Genomic DNA, 18191 nt, shown 5'->3' with positions numbered 1-18191 from the left:
TGGCGGAGGGCTCAGGCGGCCTTCGCCTTCGTCGCGTACATGTCCACGTACTCCTGGCCCGACAGCCGCATCACCTCGGTCATCACCGAGTCCGTCACCGCCCGCAGCACATAGCGGTCGCGGTCCATGCCCTCGTACCGTGAGAACTCCATCGGCTCACCGAAGCGGACCGTCACCCGGCCCGGGCGCGGCAGGCCCGCGCCGCCCGGCTGCAGCTTGTCCGTGCCGATCATCGCGAACGGGACCACGGGCGCGCCGGTCATCAGCGTGAGGCGCGCGATGCCCGTGCGGCCCCGGTAGAGGCGGCCGTCGGGGGAGCGGGTGCCCTCCGGGTAGATGCCGAAGATCTTGCCGTCCTCCAGCACCCGGCGGCCGGTCATCAGCGCCGCGACGCCGCCGTTCGCCCCGTCCCGGTCGACCGGGATCATGCCGACGCCGGTGAAGAACCAGGCCATCAGCCGGCCCTTCAGACCCTTGCCCGTGACGTACTCGTCCTTGCCGATGAAGTACACCGGACGGTCACACACCAGCGGCAGGATCATCGAGTCGATGAACGTGAGGTGGTTGCCGGCGAGGATGACCGGGCCGCTCCCGGGGATCTGCTGGGCGCCCTCCACACGAGGGCGGAACATCAGGAGCAGGAACGGTCCGAGGACTGCCTTGATGAGCGACAAGCGGGACAACGGGTCCTCCGGTGTCATGGGCGGTCGAGAAGCGGCAGGCGAAGTCTGTGCAGGTGAGGACGATACTCGCGGGCCGTGTGCGTGCGCACATCGGGTTCACGGAGCGGATACACAGTGTTGACCCGTGTTTTCCACCCGTTCGTACGGGGTCTGCCGCGCGTAGCGCCTCGGCACCTAGCATCGAGGGCCGCGCGAAGCCCGTCGACAGGTGCGGGACATCACACTCTCCTTTTGGAGGAACGTTTATGACACAGGGTGCGGACAGAGCCCCCGGGCGGCGTACGGTCCTCGGCGCGGCGGTGATCGGTTCGGCGGCGCTCGGCGCCGGCGGAGTCACCGGCGTCAGCGGTGGTACGGCGTCGGCGGCGGAGCGGCCCGCGGGACACGGGGGAGCGCACGGGGGACACGGGGAGCTGCCCGTACCCACGGTCATCGCGCACCGGGGTGCGAGCGGCTACCGGCCGGAGCACACGATCGGCTCGTACCAGCTGGCCCTCGACATGGGCGCACACGTCATCGAGCAGGACCTCGTGCCGACGAAGGACGGCCATCTGGTCTGCCGTCACGAGAACGACATCACGGGCACGACGGACGTCGCGTCCCGTCCCGAATTCGCGTCCCGCCGCACCACCAAGTCCATCGACGGTACGAGCCTGACCGGCTGGTTCACCGAGGACTTCACCCTCGCCGAGCTCAAGACGCTGCGGGCGAAGGAACGTATCCCCGCGGCCCGCCAGCAAAACACCCTCTACGACGGGCGCTGGACCGTCCCCTCCTTCGAGGAGGTGCTGAGCTGGGCCGAGCGGGAGGGCCGCAGGCGCGGACGCCCGGTCTGGCTGCACGTGGAGACCAAGCACCCCTCGTACTTCCGGAGCATCGGACTCGGCCTGGAGGAACCGCTCGCCAGGCTGCTGCGCCGCTACGGCCGCCACCGCGCGCACTCGCCGGTCTTCCTCCAGTCGTTCGAGCCCAGCAGCATCCAGCGGCTGGCACGGCTCGTGGCCTCGCCCGGAGTCGTCCTGCTCTCCGCCGCCGCCTCCCGCCCCTGGGACTTCGTCCAGTCCGGCGACCCGCGCACGGTGGCGGACCTCGTCAAGCCCGAGGGCCTTGAGTGGATCGCCTCCTTCGCGCGGGGCATAGGCCCCACCCTCGACCTGATCATCCCGAGGCGCGCGGACGGCACGCTGGGCACCCCGACCACCCTGGTCAAGGACGCCCACGCCCAGGGCCTGATCCTCCACCCGTATACGTTGCGGAACGAGAACGCCTTCCTGCCGGCGGACTTCCGCCGCGGCGGCGACCCGAACGCGTACGGGGACGCCTTCGGGGCCTTCCGGATCTACTTCGAGCAGGGCATCGACGGCATCTTCACGGACAACCCGGACACGGGGCTGCTGGCGCGGACGGACTTCCTGGGAGGGTGAGCGCGGGTGGGCGGGGCGCCTGCGGCGGGCCTTGTCCCCTACCCGCCCCTTCCCGGCTGTGTCGATGTGCGGCTCCGCCGCGTGGGGGGCTACGCCCCAGCCCCCGTTGCGGGGGCTCCGCCCCCGAACCCCCGCGCCTCAATCTCCCCCTACGCCCCGGCATCCAGCCCGTCCGGCGTTTGAGGACACGGCCGGAGGCCGTACGGGGGTCTGGGGGCTTGCCCCCGGTTTTCGGGAAGGGGCGGGGCGGGGAGAAAAGCCCGCCGCAGGCGCCGGCGCACGCGTCGACCCCAGCGGCGGGCCGTCATACGGACGGGTGACGGCGCGCCGCCGTCGAAACCGCGCGGCTCCCCGCGCACGTCCCGCCGGGCATGACTCCCCGCGAAGAACCCACGTCCGCGTCCCCCGCCCCCGCAGCAGACGCGCTCGTCCAAGGCCTCCTCCCGCTCGTCGTGGCCGAAGCCGGTGCCGAGGCGCCCGACGGCCCCCTGGACTCAGGGGACCTCGAACAGGCCGTTTGGGTGCGGCTGCTGGAGCGGCTCGGCTCCGAGGGGCCGCCCGCCGACGCGGCGGGCTGGGTGCGCGGTGCCGTACGCGACGAGGCGCGTCGCGCGCGGCGCCGGGTCATGCTGGAGCGGCCGTACGCCGGCGAACCCGCCACCGGACCCGGTGCCTGCCCCGAACGGGCCGCCCTCGTCGCCGAGCGCCGCAGGGTCGTACGGGCCGCGGTGGCCCGTACGCCCGGACACTGCCCCCGGCTGCTCACCGCGATGCTCTCCCCGGGTGATCCCACCTACCGGGAAATCGCAGGGAAGTTGGGTATGTCACAAGGCAGTCTGGGGCCGATGCGTTCCCGGTGCCTGGGATGCCTGCGCAGAATGCTCGTGGCAGAGGTTGCGGTTCCCGGCCTTCGGGGAAGGGAGCGGTAGACCGACAGCGGACAGCGGACAGGTAAGCGGGAGGCATGCACACATGGGCATGAGCGTGACCATCTCAGTGGCAGTGGCGCAGGACGCCGAGCACATCCTGAAGCTGCAGTACCTGTGCTACCAGAGTGAGGCCGAACTGTACGGCGACTACAGCATCGAACCGCTCACGCAGACCCTCGACGAGCTGCGTGCCGAGCTCGCCCGTGGCCACGCCCTCGTCGCCCGGCTCGGCAACGAGGTGATCGCGTCCGTACGGGGCGAAACCGACGAGGCCGGCACCGCAAAGATCGCCAAGCTCATCGTTCACCCCCGGATGCAGAGCCACGGCCTCGGAGGGCGGCTCCTGCGCGCCATCGAGGCGCACTTCGCGGGCGAGAGCGCCACCAAGCGGTTCCAGCTGTTCACCGGTCACCGCAGCGAGCGCAACCTGCGGCTCTACCGCAGCCACGGCTACACACAGGTGGCGACCCGTCAGCTCGGCCCCGGCCTCACTCTCGTGACGCTGGAGAAGGAAGCCGAGGCGGGCGACTACGCCACCAGCGCCTGAGAACCGGTTCCGCCTCCGCTTCCGTCACCGTCCCCGGTCCCGGCCCCTGCCCTGCGCAGCCACAGGATGCCGGTCACCGGAAGCAGCACCGGAATGAAGAGGTAACCCATCCCGAAGTCGGACCACACCGTGGCGTCCGGGAAGGCGGACGGGTCCGCCAGCGTCCAGGCCCCCACGACCAGCACGCCCACCAGCTCGGCGGCGCAGCACACCAGCGCCGCCCTGCGGGCGGTCTCCCCGCCGCGCACCAGGGTGTACGTGATGAACGCGTACACCAGGGCGGCGATCACCGAGAGGGAGTAGGCGAGCGGCGCACGGTCGAACTTGGTGGCGATCTCGTACGCCGAGCGCGACACGGCGCCCACCGACATCACGCCGTACAGCCAGACCACCAGCAGCCCGGGGCCCCGCACCAGCCGGCTCCGGCTCCCGGTCCCGTTCCTGGTCCCGGCCCCGTTCCCGGCACGCGAGCCGCCCGGAGTGTCCTGGGTGCTGCTTCCGGTCATCGTCAGGCCTTCCAGATGTCGTAGAGCCGTACTTCCAGCACCGCGAGCACCACCGCTCCCGCCGAGACCGTCACCGAACCCCAGCGGGTCCGCTCGGCCAGCGACAGGAAACCGGCCGCAGGCACCGCCGCGAACGCGCCGATCAGATACGAGACGAAGATCACCGAACCCTCGTCGGCCTTCTCGCCGCGCGTCAGCTGCACGATTCCCGTCACCAACTGCGCCAGCGCCAGCACTGTCACCACGGCCATGCCGATGAAGTGCCAGTCCTTCGTCGGCTGGTCCCGGAACGCGGCGAAGCCGCACCAGGCGGCGAGGGCGAGCGCGGCCACGGAGAGGGTGACCGTCAGGGCGTCAAGCATGCGGACGAGCGTATTACGGGCCGAAAGGCCCGATGCGCCCGCCCCCGCGCGCGTCGGCAGCCCGCCCCGGGCGCGAACGCCGTCCCCCCGTCCCGGCCGCGGCATCAGCGACGCGCCGGCCACGTGTCGCCCATGCGTCGCCCATGCGTCGGGCGTCGTGGCATTGGCCACACACCCCCGCCCTCCGGGCCGCCCGCGAGCGTCCTCGCGGCGCGCTCCGCCCCGGCATTCCCGCAGGTCACGGGGCACCGCACAGCCGTCCGCAATACGGACCATCGGAGTCCGTTATCCGGACACCTTTGATCGGTTCGCATACCCGTCTGGTTTACTGGCCCGCATGACCACGACGAGCAGCCGCACCTTTGCGACCGAGGCGATCACGACGCCCGGTGCTCGTTGTATGTGTCGAATGTGCGCCTTCTGAGGGCCCCTGCCTGAGCCTCGCGCCCCGAAGCGAGACCCCGACAGCCATGCCGTGTCCGCCGGAAGACCGCCGGACCGAGCCTGCCCCGCGCACGCACACGCTGCCACCCAGTCACCCGTGCTGCGCCGACTGTCCCCAAGACGACACGCCCCGTGCCCGGCGACGGAACCCCGCGCCGCGCACTCGACAGTGACGGAAACCCCTGTGATCACCACTACGGGCCTCACGAAGGTCTACCAGTCGCGAGGCCGCGACGTCACCGCCCTGGACGGCGTCGACCTGCACGTCCGTGAGGGCGACGTCTTCGGCGTCATCGGCCGCAGCGGCGCCGGGAAGTCCTCCCTCATCCGCTGCGTCAATCTGCTGGAGCGCCCCACCTCCGGCACCGTGACCGTCGACGGCACCGACCTCACCGCCCTGGCGGGCCGCGGCCGCCGCGCCGGCAAGGAGCTGCGCCAGGCGCGCAGCCGTATCGGCATGGTCTTCCAGCACTTCAACCTGCTGTCCTCGCGCAGCGTCAAGGACAACATCGAGCTGCCCCTGGAGATCCTCGGAGTCTCCGGCGCCGAACGCTCCCGCCGCGCCCTCGAACTCCTCGACCTCGTCGGCCTCGCCGACAAGGCCAAGGCGTACCCCGGCCAGCTCTCCGGCGGCCAGAAGCAGCGCGTCGGCATCGCACGGGCGCTGGCCGGAAACCCGAAGGTGCTGCTCTCCGACGAGGCCACCAGCGCCCTCGACCCCGAGACGACCCGCTCGATCCTCCAGCTCCTGCGCGACCTCAACCAGCAGCTCGGACTGACCGTCCTCCTCATCACCCACGAGATGGACGTCGTCAAGACGATCTGCGACTCGGCCGCCCTGATGAAGCGGGGCCGCGTCGTCGAGTCCGGCACCGTGAGCGAACTGCTCGCCACGCCCGGCTCCGAACTCGCCCAGGAGCTCTTCCCGGTGACCGGGGACGCCACCGGCCCGGACCGTACGGTCGTCGACGTCACCTTCCACGGCGAGGCCGCCACCCAGCCGGTGATCTCGCAGCTCTCGCGGACGTACAACGTCGACATCTCGATCCTCGGCGCCGCGATGGACACCGTCGGCGGGCGCCAGATCGGCCGGATGCGCATCGAACTGCCCGGCCGCTACGAGGACAACGTCGTACCCGTCGGCTTCCTGAGGGAACAGGGCCTCCAGGTCGAGGTCGTCGACGGCGAGGCCGACAAGGCCAACCAAGCGGACGACATCCCCGCGCCGCGCGCGGAGCTGGTGAAGGAGAACGCCAAGTGACGTGGTCGGAGATGCAGCCCCTGCTGACCCAGGGCACCATCGACACCCTCTACATGGTCCTGTGGTCGACGGTCGTCACCGTCGCCGGCGGACTCCCGCTCGGCATTCTGCTCGTCCTCACCGACAAGGGCGGACTGCTCCAGAACACCCCGGTGAACAAGGTCGTCGGCGTGATCGTGAACATCGGCCGCTCGCTGCCGTTCATCATCCTGCTGATCGCCCTGATCCCCTTCACCACCGCCGTGGTGGGCACCTTCATCGGCCCCACGGCCATGATCGTCCCGCTCGCCGTCGGAGCCATCCCGTTCTTCGCGCGCCTCGTCGAGACGGCGATCCGCGAGGTCGACCACGGGCTGGTCGAGGCCGTCCAGTCCATGGGCGGCTCCATCCCGACGATCATCCGCAAGGTGCTGCTCCCGCAGGCCCTGCCCTCGATCGTCGCCGCCGTCACCACCACCGTGATCGTCCTCGTCGGCTACTCGGCGATGGCGGGCGCGGTCGGCGGCGAGGGCCTCGGATCCAAGGCCGTCACGTACGGCTTCCAGCGGTTCGAGACCCAGTTCATGCTCATCACCGTCGTCATCCTGATCGCCCTTGTCACCGCCGTACAGCTGATCGGCGACGGAGTCGTACGGCTGCTGGCCCGCCGCGGCCGCACCGCCTGACCGACGGTCACCCCGTCACCCAAGGCCCGCACTCCTTGTCCGGGCGCCACCGCACCACCAGAAAGAGGCACTTTTCGTGCGTAAGAACATCAAGCTCACCGCGGCCGCCGCCGCCACCGCCGCGCTCGCCCTCGGCCTCACCGCCTGCGGCACCGCCTCCGACCCGGGCGCCAAGTCCGCTTCCGGCGACAAGGCCGCCGTCACCGAGCCGCTCGTCGTCGCCGCGTCCCCGACGCCGCACGCCGACATCCTCGAGTACGTCAAGAAGAACCTGGCGGACAAGGCCGGCCTCAAGCTGGAGATCCGGGAGTTCACGGACTACGTCCTGCCGAACACCGCCACCCAGCAGGGCCAGGTCGACGCCAACTTCTTCCAGCACAAGCCGTACCTGGACGACTTCAACAAGAAGAACAAGACCACCATCGTCCCGGTCGTCAACGTGCACCTGGAGCCGCTCGGCCTCTACTCCAAGAAGGTCAAGAGCCTCAAGGACATCAAGGCCGGCCAGACCATCGCGGTCCCGAACGACACCACCAACGAGGGCCGCTCGCTCCAGTTGCTCGCCGCGAACGGCCTCATCACCCTCAAGCCGGGCGTCGGCACCGACGCCAAGCTGTCGGACATCGCCGACAAGAAGGGGCTGGAGTTCAAGGAGCTGGAGGCCGCCACCGTGCCCCGCGCCCTGAACGACGTCGACGCCGCCGTCATCAACGGCAACTACGCCATCGAGGCCGACCTCGAGCCCGCCAAGGACTCCCTGGCCCTGGAGAAGGCGCAGGGCAACCCCTACGCCAACTTCCTCGCCGTGAAGGAGGGCAACGAGAAGGACGCCCGCGTGGTGAAGCTCGCCGAGCTCCTCAACTCCCCCGAGGTGAAGAAGTACATCGAGGACACGTACGCCGGCTCGGTCATCCCGGCGTTCGGCCCCGCCGCCAAGTAACGGCGACCGTACGGCCCTTGTGGACGAAGGCCCCGCGCACCCCGGTGGTGCGCGGGGCCTTCGGCGTACCCACCCGGCCTGCGCACCCGTCAGCTGATGCTGCATGCTGTGCCTTTACGGCCTTCACGAATTCACGACGGTCTTCGGCATGGAGCTGCGCATGACTACCACCTTCCCGGACGTCTCCATCAGCACGGAGCGGTTGGTGCTGCGCGCCTTCGAGGACGCCGACATCCCGGCACACACCGAGATGATGAACGACGAGATGGTCACCGCCTGGACGTCCGTCCCCCACCCCTACACCGAACGGGACGCCGAGGAGTGGGTGCGCAGGATCGCTCCTGCGGAACGCACCGAGGGCCGCGGCATCGTGTTCGCCGTCACCGAGTTCCTCACCCAGCGGCTCGTCGGCTTCGTCAACCTCCAGAACGCCGACTGGCGCATTCGCTCGGCGGAGATCGGCTACGTCATCGCCCCCTGGGCGAGGGGCGAGGGCTACGCCACCGAATCGGTCCTGGCCGTCGCCCAGTGGCTCTTCCGCGACGAACGATTCGAACGCCTGGAGCTGCGCACCGGCGCCGACAACACCGCCTCCCAGCAGGTCGCCCAGAAGATCGGCTGCATCAGCGAGGGAGTGCTCCGCAACGCCGGAATAGCACGGACCCAGACGGAGAGCGGCTGGACCGAGATCAGGACCGACCTGATCGTATGGAGCCTGCTCCCCGAGGACCTCGACGGCGTCGCCGACCAGATGGCCGATGCCGGATATTCCTCTTTTACCGACTGGAACTGAACCTTTCGGTTTTCCGGGGTACGCTCACGGCCTGCGCCAACGCGAACGGCCGGCCGCAACGCCGGCGACCTCAGCGAGCACCAGGAGACAGACGACGATGGCCGACCGGGTCACGGTGATCGGCTGGGACGGTTCCCCCCTGACCGCGGCTGCCAGGTCCGCCCTGTCCGCCGCCACGCTCGTAGCCGGGGCGGCCCACCATCTGGCGCTCCCCGAGGTGCCCCCGCGGGCCGAGCGCATCCGGCTCGGCAGCGTCGACCTCGCCGCCCGCAGGATCGCCGGACACCGCGGCAGCCCGGTCGTCCTCGCCGACGGCGACCCCGGCTTCTTCGGCGTCGTACGCACCCTCCGCGCGCCGCAGCACGGACTCGAGGTCGAGGTCGTGCCCGCCGTCTCCTCCGTCGCCGCAGCCTTCGCCCGCGCCGGGATGCCCTGGGACGACGCCCAGATCGTCGTCGCCCACAGCCGTACGCTCCGACGCGCCGTCAACGTGTGCCGGGCGCACCCCAAGGTCGCCGTCCTCACCTCCCCGGGCGCCGGCCCCGCCGAGCTCGCCCTGCTCCTCGACGGAGTCCACCGCACCTTCGTCATCTGCGAGGAACTCGGCACCGCCCGCGAGCAGGTCACCGTCCTCACCTCCGACAAGGTCGCCGACCACAACTGGCGCGACCCCAACGTCGTCATCGTCATCGGAGGCGCGCCCTCCGCCCAGGAGTCCGGCTGGGTCGCGGGCCGCGAGCCCGGCTATCCCTCGCGGGTACGCGGCTGGGCGCTGCCCACCGAGCCGGGCCGCCGGCCCGCCGAGGGAGAATCGACGCAGCTGCGCGCCGCCCAGCTCGCCCGGCTCGGGCCCCGCCTCGGCGACCTCGTCTGGGACATCGGCTGCGGCAGCGGGGAGCTGGCCGTCGACGCGGCCCGGTTCGGCGCCGCGGTGATCGCGGTCGACGACGACCCCGCCGCCTGCATCCGCACCGACGCGGCGGCCCGCCACCACGGCGTCCAGCTGCAGACCGTACGCGGGCGCGCGCCGCACGTCCTGGAGCGGCTCCCCGAACCCGACGTCGTACGCATCGGCGGCGGGGGAGTCCCGGTCGTCACCGCCTGCGCCGACCGCAGGCCCGAACGCATCGTCACCCACGCCTCGACCCGCGACGAGGCGGAGGCCATCGGCGCCGCCCTGGCCGAAGGCGGCTACGCCGTCGAATGCGCGCTGCTCCAGTCCGTCGAGCTCGACACCGTCGCCTGGTCGGAGCGCGAGCGCTCGGTCGTCTTCCTGCTCTGCGGACAGCGGCCGGAACACGCCCCCTGACCCTGCGGCCACAGGCGGCGGGGTAGGCTGGCCGATCGTTGTACCGCAGCCGGGTGTTCGTCGATTCGATCGTCAATGTCCGGAAAAGGCGACCGTTTTGGGTCCCGCGTGTGGTACGGCGCGACCGGGGGACGCGCAACGTGGCGCAGTCCACAGCGAACCGTGGCGGATCCTGCTGCCATGGGGGCGATCGCCCACGACAATGCTTGGTGTCTGTGGGCTTTCGTGCCGCGCGGCGCACACGCTCGTTGTTCATACGACGGGCACCGGGTGCGTGCCGCGATCGGGCGCCCCGGGCGAAGGTTTGAAGGAGCACAACCGATGGGCGAGGGGAACGCATGACTGACACCGGCCAGGTCCCGGGCGAGGGGCTGCCGGAGGCCGCAGGCATGGTGGAGCAGCCGGGCATCCCCGCTCCGGGCGCGTACACCTTCCTCGACCCCTCCGGAAGCGCTGCAGAATCCGCCGGCGAGGACGATGATCTGCTGCTGATGCCGGGCTCGCAGGGGGCATGGAGCGAATCGCAGCCGGTGGCTCCGGTTCCGCCCGCCCAGGTGCAGGTGCAGGTCCAGGCCCCGGCGCCGGTTCCCGCCCCCGCCCCGGTCTCGGTCCCGGTCCAGGGGCTTCCGGCGGAAGGCGCGCCGATGGGTGCGGCTCCGGGCGCGGCCGAGGCGGCCGTCCAGGCGGCGGTGCAGCAGGCCGCGGTCCAGGTGCAGGTGCAGGTGGAGATGCCGGGTCCGGCAGCGGCCCCGGTCCACGCGGTGGCGCCCGTTCCTGAGCCTGTCGTGCCGGTGGTCCCCACGGAGGGCATGGCTCCGGTGATGCCCGAGCCCGTGTTCCAGGAGGCGCCGGTCGCTCAGGAGGAGCTTCCGGTCGTCCAGGACGCTCCCGTCGCCCAGGAGCAGTCCGCATTGGCGCAGCTGGTGCAGGCTGAGCAGCTGGAGCAGCCGGTGCAGCCGGTGCACGAGGCCGAGGCGCACGAGGCCGACGGCCGCGACTCCGGGGCGATCGACCTCGGCGGCGTACGGATGCCGCCACCCATGTCGACGGCCACGCCGCCGCCCGCGCGCCGCCCCCTGCACATGGGCCCGCCCGTACCCGAAGCCGGAGCCGGAGTGGTGCGCTCGCTGGCGGACCGAGGTCCCGCGGGACAGCAGGCGCCGGTGCCCACGCCCACCCCCGGGCTGCCCACCACGGGCCCCGAGTACCTCGACGTACCGCGCGAGCCGCAGCTGGTCGAGGCACAGCCGCAGGGCGCCGCTCCGTGGTCTCCCGAGCCGCAGCCGGTTCCGGCCGAGCCTGTCGTCGTAGCAGCAGAAACGGTCGTCCCGGCACCGGAACCGACGCCCGTCGCCGAGTTCGTACCGGTGGAGGGCTCCCTCCCGACCGCCCCGCACCTCGCGCCCTCCCCGGTGGCCGTGATGGTCGCCCCGAACGAGGAGCCCGAGGCCGTCGCGGTCGTACCCGCGCCCCGTGACGGCGGCGCCCAGGAGGAGCCCACGGGCGAGCCGGAGATGCTCGACGAGCTCGTGGCGCAGGAGCCGGAAGCGCCGGCTGACACGGCTGCCGAAACGGCTCCCGAGCCCGAGGCGGTCGCCGGACCCGAGCCGGAGGCGGTCACCGCGCCCGAGCCCGACACCGAGCCGCAGCCCGAGGCGGTCATCGCGCCGGAGGCTGAGCCCCAGCCCCAGCCCCAGTCCGAGCCCGAGGCCGAAGCTGCCACGGCGTCCGAGCCCGAGCCTGAGCCTGAGGCCGCCACGGCGCCTGAGCCGGAGACTGTCGTCACCCCTGAGCCCGAGGCTGCCGTCACCCCTGAGCCCGAGGCCGCCACGGCTCCTGAGCCGGAGGCCGTCGTCACCCCTGAGCCCGAGGCCGAGCTGACCTCGCCCGAGGCTGAGGCCGAGCCCACCTCGCCCGAAGCCGAGGCCGAGCCGACCTCGCCCGAGGCCACCTCGCCCGAAGCCGAGCCGGCCTCGCCCGAGGCGCCCGCCGTGGCGGACCCGGCCGACATCGGCAACACCCCCGTGGACGCCCCGGTCAGCGCCCCCGCTCCGGGATATGACGACGCCGAGCGCGAGGCCGTCCTGCGGGTCATGCGCGAACGCCGCGACATCCGCAACGGCTTCCGCTCCGACCCGATCCCGCACGAGGTGCTCCTGCGGGTGCTCGAAGCCGCGCACACCGCGCCCAGCGTGGGCCACTCCCAGCCCTGGGACTTCGTGGTCATCCGCTCCGCCGAGACGCGCCGCAGCATGCACGAGCTCGCCCAGCGCCAGCGCGAGGCGTACGCCAAGTCGCTGCCCAAGGGCCGGGCGAAGCAGTTCAAGGAACTGAAGATCGAGGCCATCCTCGACACGCCCGTGAACATCGTGGTCACCGCCGACCCCACGCGCGGCGGACGCCACACCCTCGGCCGGCACACCCAGCCGCAGATGGCGCCGTACTCCTCGGCGCTCGCCGTCGAGAACCTGTGGCTCGCCGCACGCGCCGAAGGCCTGGGCGTCGGTTGGGTCAGCTTCTTCGACGAGCGCGAGATGGTCCGCGCGCTCGGGCTGCCCGAGCACCTGGAGGTCGTGGCGTACCTCTGCGTCGGTTACGTCGACGAATTCCCCGAGGAGCCCGAGCTCATGCAGGCGGGCTGGTCCAAGCGCCGCCCGCTGTCCTGGGTCGTCCACGAGGAGACGTACGGCCGCCGTGCCCTGCCGGGCGAGGAGCCGCACGATCTGCTCCAGGAGACCGTCTCCAACATCCGTCCGCTGGACGCCAAGGCGCTCGGCGAGGCGTGGGAGCGGCAGAAGCGGATGACCAAGCCGGCCGGGGCGCTCGGCATGCTGGAGATCATCTCCGCACAGCTCGCCGGGCTGTCCCGGATGTGCCCGCCGCCGATCCCGGAGCCCGCGGCCGTCGCGATCTTCGCCGGTGACCACGGGGTGCACGCCCAGGGCGTCACGGCGTGGCCCCAGGAGGTGACCGGCCAGATGGTCGCGAACTTCCTCGGCGGGGGAGCGGTCTGCAACGCGTTCGCCAACCAGGTCGGCGCCGAGGTGTGCGTCATCGACGTCGGCGTCGCCTCGGATCTCCCCGCCACGCCGGGCCTCCTTCCCCGCAAGGTCCGCCCCGGCACGGCCGACTTCACGACCGGCCCCGCGCTCACCCGCGAGGAGGTCCTCTCGGCGATCGAGGTCGGTATCGAGACCGCCCGCGATCTCGTCGCCGCCGGCAACAAGGCGCTGCTCACCGGCGAGATGGGCATCGCCAACACCACGACGTCGGCCGCGCTGATCTGTGTCTACACCGATGTCGACGCGGCCGAGGTCACCGGGCGCGGCACCGGCATCAACGACGAGATGCACGCCCGCAAGGTCGACGTCGTCCGGCGCGCCCTGGACCTCCACCGGCCCGACCCGGCCGACCCAGTCGGGGTCCTGGCCGCGGTCGGTGGTCTGGAGCACGCGGCGCTGGTCGGCTTCATCCTCGGCGGAGCGTCACTGCGTACGCCGGTCGTCCTCGACGGCGTCTCGGCGGGCGCGGCGGCCCTGGTCGCCCGCGCGGTCGCCCCCGAGGCCCTCGCCGCGTGCATCGCGGGCCACCGCAGCGCCGAGCCGGGCCACGTCGCGGCCCTCAACAAGCTCGGCCTGCGCCCCCTCGTCGACCTCGACCTCCGCCTCGGCGAGGGCACGGGCGCGCTCCTCGCCCTCCCGGTCATCCAGAGCGCCGCGCGAGCGATGCACGAGGTGGCCACGTTCGACTCCGCGGGCGTGACGGAGAAGTAACGCGCGGATACGAGCCCGGTGGGCGCGGTGTCGGCGGCGGTGTGCCGGTGGGCGGGCACCCGCCGGGTCACCCGGCGTCGGCTGCCCTCCGGCCCGACCTCGGACGTCGAACCGGCGGTCACCACACCGGGTACGGCGTGGAGGGGCCGTGCAGGGTCGGCCCCGCAGGCGTTGGCGGTAGTGGCCGGTCAGCAACCTGGAGACCGGTTTGCCGCCGACGCCGAGGAGTCGAGCCCGGAGGGGCCCCGGGCCCCGCAGCTACGGGCCCGGGTGCGCGCGACGAACCCCGTACGTTCAGACAACCTCGCATCCGGGGTCCGGCAGGCCCCGCACCGCGCCGCCCCACGGCGTGACCGGGCAGTCCGCGCCGGTCGAGGGCCGGTAGCGCCGGGAACGCTCCGGACAGCAGGGTCCCGGCACAACCCACGGCCGGGTGCCCAGGGTTGCCCGAAGCCCGGAGGGAACAGCGCGCCAACCCCCGGCTGTGGCGCCCACCGCAGCCCCCGCCACCAGGGACGCCGTATCGTGGTCGCGAGGACCCCTCATCCCCGTCCCCACCAGCCGCTTCACCGTCGCAGCGGCCCCGACTCGCACCGTTCCGCCCAAGGAGCCGCACTGCCATGGCCGAGCACGCCGAGCACCCCGCCTACCCCGTAGGACTCCGCCTCTCCGGACGGCGCGTCGTCGTCATCGGCGGTGGACAGGTCGCCCAGCGCCGCCTCCCGGCGCTCATCGCCGCGGGTGCCGACGTCACCCTGATCTCCCCGTCCGCGACGCCCTCCGTCGAGGCCATGGCGGAGGCCGGCGAAATCACCTGGACCAGGCGCCGCTACGAGGCCGGGGACATCGCCGATGCCTGGTACGCGCTCGTCGCGACCTCCGACCCCGCCGCCAACGAGGCCGCCTCCGCCGAGGCCGAACGCACCAAGACCTGGTGCGTCCGCTCCGACGACGCCGAGGCCGCCACCGCCTGGACCCCGGCCACCGGCCGCAACGAGGGAGTGACGGTCGCCGTCCTCACCGGACGCGACCCGCGCCGTTCCGCCGCCGTACGGGACGCCATCGTCGAGGGCCTGCGCGACGGTTCCCTCGTCGCGCCCCACCACCGCGCCCGCGAGCCCTTCGTCGCCCTGGTCGGCGGCGGCCCGGGCGACCCGGACCTCATCACCGTCCGCGGCCGCCGGCTGCTCGCCGAGGCCGACGTCGTCATCGCCGACCGTCTCGGCCCCCGCGACCTGCTCGACGAACTCCCGCCGCACGTCGAGGTGATCGACGCCGCGAAGATCCCGTACGGCCGCTTCATGGCCCAGGAGGCCATCAACAACGCCCTCATCGAGCACGCCAAGGCGGGCAAGTCCGTCGTCCGCCTCAAGGGCGGCGACCCGTTCGTCTTCGGCCGCGGCATGGAGGAGGCCCAGGCCCTCGCGGAGGCGGGTATCGCCTGCACGGTCGTCCCGGGAATCTCCAGCTCCATCTCCGTCCCCGGCGCCGCCGGCATCCCGGTCACGCACCGGGGCGTGGCCCACGAGTTCACGGTCGTCAGCGGCCACGTGGCGCCCGACGACCCGCGCTCCCTCGTCGACTGGGAGTCCCTCGCCAAGCTGCGCGGCACGCTCGTGATCCTCATGGGCGTCGACAAGATCGGCGCGATCGCCGCCGCGCTCGTCACCCACGGCAAGGCCCCCGAGACCCCCCTGGCCCTGATCCAGGAGGGCACGACGGCGGCCCAGCGCCGGGTCGACGCGACGCTCGCGACGGTCGCGGAGACCGTCAAGGCCCACGACGTACGACCGCCCGCGGTCATCGTCGTCGGCGATGTCGTGAACGAGGGCCCCCACAAGTAACCAGCGGTAACCAATCCCCGCCCCAACCGTTGGCACCACCCCCTGGACAAGGCAGTATCACCCTGTGGCTGATCTCATCACCGTCGATGACCCCGACGACCCGCGCCTGCGCGACTACACGGGCCTGACCGACGTCGAACTGCGGCGCAGGCGCGAGCCCGCCGAGGGCCTCTTCATCGCCGAGGGCGAGAAGGTCATCCGCCGTGCCAAGCACGCCGGGTACGAGATGCGGTCGATGCTGCTCTCCGCCAAGTGGGTCGACGTCATGCGCGACGTGATCGACGAGGTCCCGGCGCCGGTGTACGCCGTCACCCCGGACCTCGCCGAACGCGTCACCGGCTACCACGTCCACCGCGGCGCGCTCGCCTCCATGCAGCGCAAGCCGCTGCCGACGGCAGAGGACCTGCTCCAGGACGCCCGCCGTGTCGTGATCATGGAATCGGTCAACGACCACACCAACATCGGCGCGATCTTCCGCAGTGCCGCCGCCCTCGGCATGGACGCCGTACTGCTCTCGCCCGACTGCGCGGACCCGCTCTACCGCCGTTCGGTCAAGGTCTCCATGGGCGCCGTCTTCTCGGTTCCGTACGCCCGTCTCGACTCCTGGCCCAAGGGCCTCGAAGCGGTACGCCAGGCGGGCTTCAAGCTCCTCGCCCTCACGCCCGACGAGAAGGCTTCCCCGATCGACGAGGCGGCCCCGCACCGGCTCGACCGGGTGGCGCTGATGCTCGGGGCGGAGGGTGACGGGCTGTCCACGCAGGCCCTGGTCGCCGCCGACGAGTGGGTGCGCATCCCGATGGCGCACGGCGTCGACTCGCTCAACGTGGGCGCCGCCGCGGCGGTGGCGTTCTACGCGGTGGCGACGGGCCGCCCCGCCTCCTAACCGTTCAGGCCCTGCGCCGCCGCGATACCCAGGGCCACGATCAGCGTCACGACGACGAAGACCACGATCCGCTGCCGCAGCAGCCGGGGGTTGGCGGGCCGGCGCCCGGTCGACGTCGTCCGCCCGCCGGGCCGCGACGTGGGGCGCCCACCCGTGCGCGATCCGCCCGTACGCGCGCCACCACCCGTACGCGACCCGTTCGTACGCGACCCGCCTGTGCGCGACCCGCCCGTGCGCGCCCCACCACCGGTACGCGATCCATCAGTGCGCGAGCCGCCGGTGCGCGGCCCATCCGTGCGCGGACCGCCCGTACGCGGCGAAGCGGCGCCCGGAGCCGCCGTACGCCCCTGCGTGCGCCGTTCCGTGTACCGCTCGGTCGTTCGCGCCGTGTGGTGCTCCTGCTCGGTCCGCTCCCGCTGCACCGGCGGCCGGACCTCCGGCAGCCCCTGCGCCTCACGCGCGGCGATCTCCTTGAGCCGCATGGAGAGCTGCAGCGTGCTGGGGCGTTCCTCCGGGTCCTTCGCCAGACAGGCCCGCAACAGCGGAGCGAGTGCGTCCGGTACGCCGGACAGCTGAGGCTCCTCGTGCACCACCCGGTAGAGCATGACCTCGGAACTGCCGTGCCCGAACGGCGAGTCGCCCCCCGCGGCGTACGCCAGCGTGGCACCGAGCGAGAAGACGTCCGTCGCGGGCGTGACAGCGGCGCCGCGCACCTGCTCCGGCGCGAGGAAGCCCGGAGAGCCCACCGCCGTGCCCACGTGGGTGAGCGTGCTCGCGCCGGTCGCCCAGGCGATGCCGAAGTCGATGATCCTCGGGCCCTTCGGCGAGAGCAGGATGTTCGACGGCTTCAGATCACGGTGCACGACACCGGCCTCGTGCACCGCCACCAGGCCCTCCGCCAGCGCCGCCCCGATCGCGGCGGTCTCGGCCGCGGAGAGCGAGCCGTCCTCGGCGACCTTGTCGTGCAGCGAGGGCCCGGGCACGTACTGCGTGGCGAACCAGGGCCGGTCCGCCTCCAGATCGGCGGCGACCAGCCGGGCCGTGCAGCCGCCCCGGATCCGCCGTGCGGCGGACACCTCACGAGCGAAGCGCGACCGGAACTCCTGATCCTCCGCCAGATCCGGCCGGATCACCTTCAGCGCCACCCGCTGGCCACGGCGGTCGGACCCGAGGTAGACGACGCCCATGCCGCCGGCGCCGAGCCGCCGATGCAGCCTGAACGAGCCGACGACACGCGGATCCTCGCGCCGGAGCCGCATCATCGCCATGTCCATCCCCGCAGGCCGTTATCCGTTTGACGTGGCACAGCTTACGTACCCGTGGCCCGGTGTGCTCATAGGCCGCGCCTTCACGAGCCGATCGATTGTCAGTGCTGGGTGGGAAACTTGAGGAGTGGTCAGGAGGCCGCCGGTCGGGGGCTTCCGGCCCGTGCGATTTCCCAATGGTCCGTCGCAGAAGGGGGATTGGATCGATGAAGGGTGACCGCGTGGAGATAGTCGTGGATGCGGGAGACACGACGCGGACGTACGAAGTGGTGGCAAGCCGGGCGGGGCGCCGGGTGGAGACGGCGGTGCGCAGGGGGGTGGTGGAAGTGAGCGAAGTCACGCGGAACGGGGCGGTTGTGAGGACGGCCCGATTCATGGCCAATCGGGTGCTGGCGCTGGTCGAGCAGCCGGTGCCGAGGGAGGACTCCTCGGAGCGTCCCCCGGCGGCGCGTCCCCTCGGGGAAGACCCTCACTCCTAGGGCCTCGTCTCCACCCAGGGGAGTACATGGACCGCCGGAGGCTCATCCTCCTGGAGGCCCGGGAATAGGTACGCGGGCATGACG

At 72.1% G+C, this 18191-nt stretch carries 16 protein-coding genes; 12 read left to right on the top strand and 4 right to left on the bottom strand.

Going from position 1 to position 18191, the window contains the following annotated elements:
• Positions 1-11 precede the first annotated feature (11 nt).
• Positions 12-674 carry a lysophospholipid acyltransferase family protein gene (locus ABT342_RS09120; protein ID WP_351569262.1) on the bottom strand — a complete coding sequence of 221 codons (663 nt, stop codon included), beginning with the start codon at positions 672-674 and terminating at the stop codon, positions 12-14.
• A gap of 254 nt (positions 675-928) precedes the next feature.
• On the opposite strand from ABT342_RS09120, the gene ABT342_RS09115 reads away from it, so the two are divergent.
• The 3 genes from ABT342_RS09115 (at position 929) to ABT342_RS09105 (ending at position 3583) form a co-directional block, all read left to right on the top strand.
• Positions 929-2107, top strand: coding sequence for a glycerophosphodiester phosphodiesterase (locus ABT342_RS09115; protein ID WP_351569260.1), 1179 nt, complete (start codon positions 929-931; stop codon positions 2105-2107).
• Between the two features lie 371 nt (positions 2108-2478).
• Positions 2479-3036: a sigma-70 RNA polymerase sigma factor region 4 domain-containing protein gene (locus ABT342_RS09110; protein WP_351569257.1), complete on the top strand. Its 558-nt coding sequence runs from the start codon at positions 2479-2481 to the stop codon at positions 3034-3036.
• 43 nt (positions 3037-3079) lie between these two features.
• A complete protein-coding gene (locus ABT342_RS09105) occupies positions 3080-3583 on the top strand; it encodes a GNAT family N-acetyltransferase (protein WP_351569254.1) in 504 nt (167 codons plus the stop codon).
• On the opposite strand, the gene ABT342_RS09100 is transcribed toward ABT342_RS09105, so the two are convergent.
• Positions 3565-3954 (bottom strand): hypothetical protein, encoded by a 390-nt coding sequence (locus ABT342_RS09100; protein ID WP_351569640.1) that lies wholly within the window; start codon positions 3952-3954, stop codon positions 3565-3567. The two genes, ABT342_RS09105 and ABT342_RS09100, sit on opposite strands and share 19 nt — an antisense overlap.
• A gap of 137 nt (positions 3955-4091) precedes the next feature.
• Positions 4092-4451, bottom strand: a complete 360-nt coding sequence (locus ABT342_RS09095) for a hypothetical protein (RefSeq protein ID WP_351569251.1) — start codon at positions 4449-4451, stop codon at positions 4092-4094.
• 628 nt (positions 4452-5079) lie between these two features.
• On the opposite strand from ABT342_RS09095, the gene ABT342_RS09090 reads away from it, so the two are divergent.
• The 8 genes from ABT342_RS09090 to ABT342_RS09055 all read left to right on the top strand — a co-directional run bounded on the left by ABT342_RS09090 (position 5080) and on the right by ABT342_RS09055 (position 16363).
• A complete protein-coding gene (locus ABT342_RS09090) occupies positions 5080-6156 on the top strand; it encodes a methionine ABC transporter ATP-binding protein (protein WP_351569248.1) in 1077 nt (358 codons plus the stop codon).
• Positions 6153-6821: a methionine ABC transporter permease gene (locus tag ABT342_RS09085; protein WP_351569245.1), complete on the top strand. Its 669-nt coding sequence runs from the start codon at positions 6153-6155 to the stop codon at positions 6819-6821. Before ABT342_RS09090 ends, ABT342_RS09085 begins: the two co-directional genes overlap by 4 nt.
• Before the next feature lie 76 nt (positions 6822-6897).
• Entirely contained in the window at positions 6898-7761 is an 864-nt protein-coding gene (locus tag ABT342_RS09080; RefSeq protein ID WP_351569242.1) for a MetQ/NlpA family ABC transporter substrate-binding protein, read from the top strand.
• 103 nt (positions 7762-7864) lie between these two features.
• The gene (locus ABT342_RS09075; protein ID WP_351569239.1) at positions 7865-8554 is read left to right on the top strand and encodes a GNAT family N-acetyltransferase; all 690 of its coding nucleotides are present in this window, start codon (positions 7865-7867) and stop codon (positions 8552-8554) included.
• A gap of 97 nt (positions 8555-8651) precedes the next feature.
• A complete protein-coding gene (gene cbiE, locus ABT342_RS09070) occupies positions 8652-9863 on the top strand; it encodes a precorrin-6y C5,15-methyltransferase (decarboxylating) subunit CbiE (protein WP_351569236.1) in 1212 nt (403 codons plus the stop codon).
• Between the two features lie 338 nt (positions 9864-10201).
• Positions 10202-13636, top strand: coding sequence for a nicotinate-nucleotide--dimethylbenzimidazole phosphoribosyltransferase (gene cobT, locus ABT342_RS09065; RefSeq protein ID WP_351569234.1), 3435 nt, complete (start codon positions 10202-10204; stop codon positions 13634-13636).
• A 620-nt stretch (positions 13637-14256) separates the two neighbouring features.
• Positions 14257-15480 (top strand): uroporphyrinogen-III C-methyltransferase, encoded by a 1224-nt coding sequence (gene cobA / locus ABT342_RS09060; protein WP_351569231.1) that lies wholly within the window; start codon positions 14257-14259, stop codon positions 15478-15480.
• 64 nt (positions 15481-15544) lie between these two features.
• A complete protein-coding gene (locus ABT342_RS09055) occupies positions 15545-16363 on the top strand; it encodes a TrmH family RNA methyltransferase (RefSeq protein ID WP_351569228.1) in 819 nt (272 codons plus the stop codon).
• Here the strand turns inward: ABT342_RS09055 and ABT342_RS09050 are convergent.
• Positions 16360-17631 (bottom strand): serine/threonine-protein kinase, encoded by a 1272-nt coding sequence (locus tag ABT342_RS09050; protein WP_351569225.1) that lies wholly within the window; start codon positions 17629-17631, stop codon positions 16360-16362. The two genes, ABT342_RS09055 and ABT342_RS09050, sit on opposite strands and share 4 nt — an antisense overlap.
• A 203-nt stretch (positions 17632-17834) precedes the next feature.
• Here ABT342_RS09050 and ABT342_RS09045 point away from each other — a divergent pair, with 203 nt between their 5' ends.
• A complete protein-coding gene (locus ABT342_RS09045; RefSeq protein ID WP_351569222.1) occupies positions 17835-18107 on the top strand; it encodes a DUF8836 family protein in 273 nt (90 codons plus the stop codon).
• The last annotated feature ends 84 nt before the right edge of the window (positions 18108-18191 follow it).

This window comes from Streptomyces sp. NPDC000410 (genome assembly GCF_040300305.1).
GTDB lineage: Bacteria > Actinomycetota > Actinomycetes > Streptomycetales > Streptomycetaceae > Streptomyces.
The sequence above is the reverse complement of the archived record's forward strand: the minus strand, read 5'-3'. Positions and strand labels throughout refer to the sequence as shown.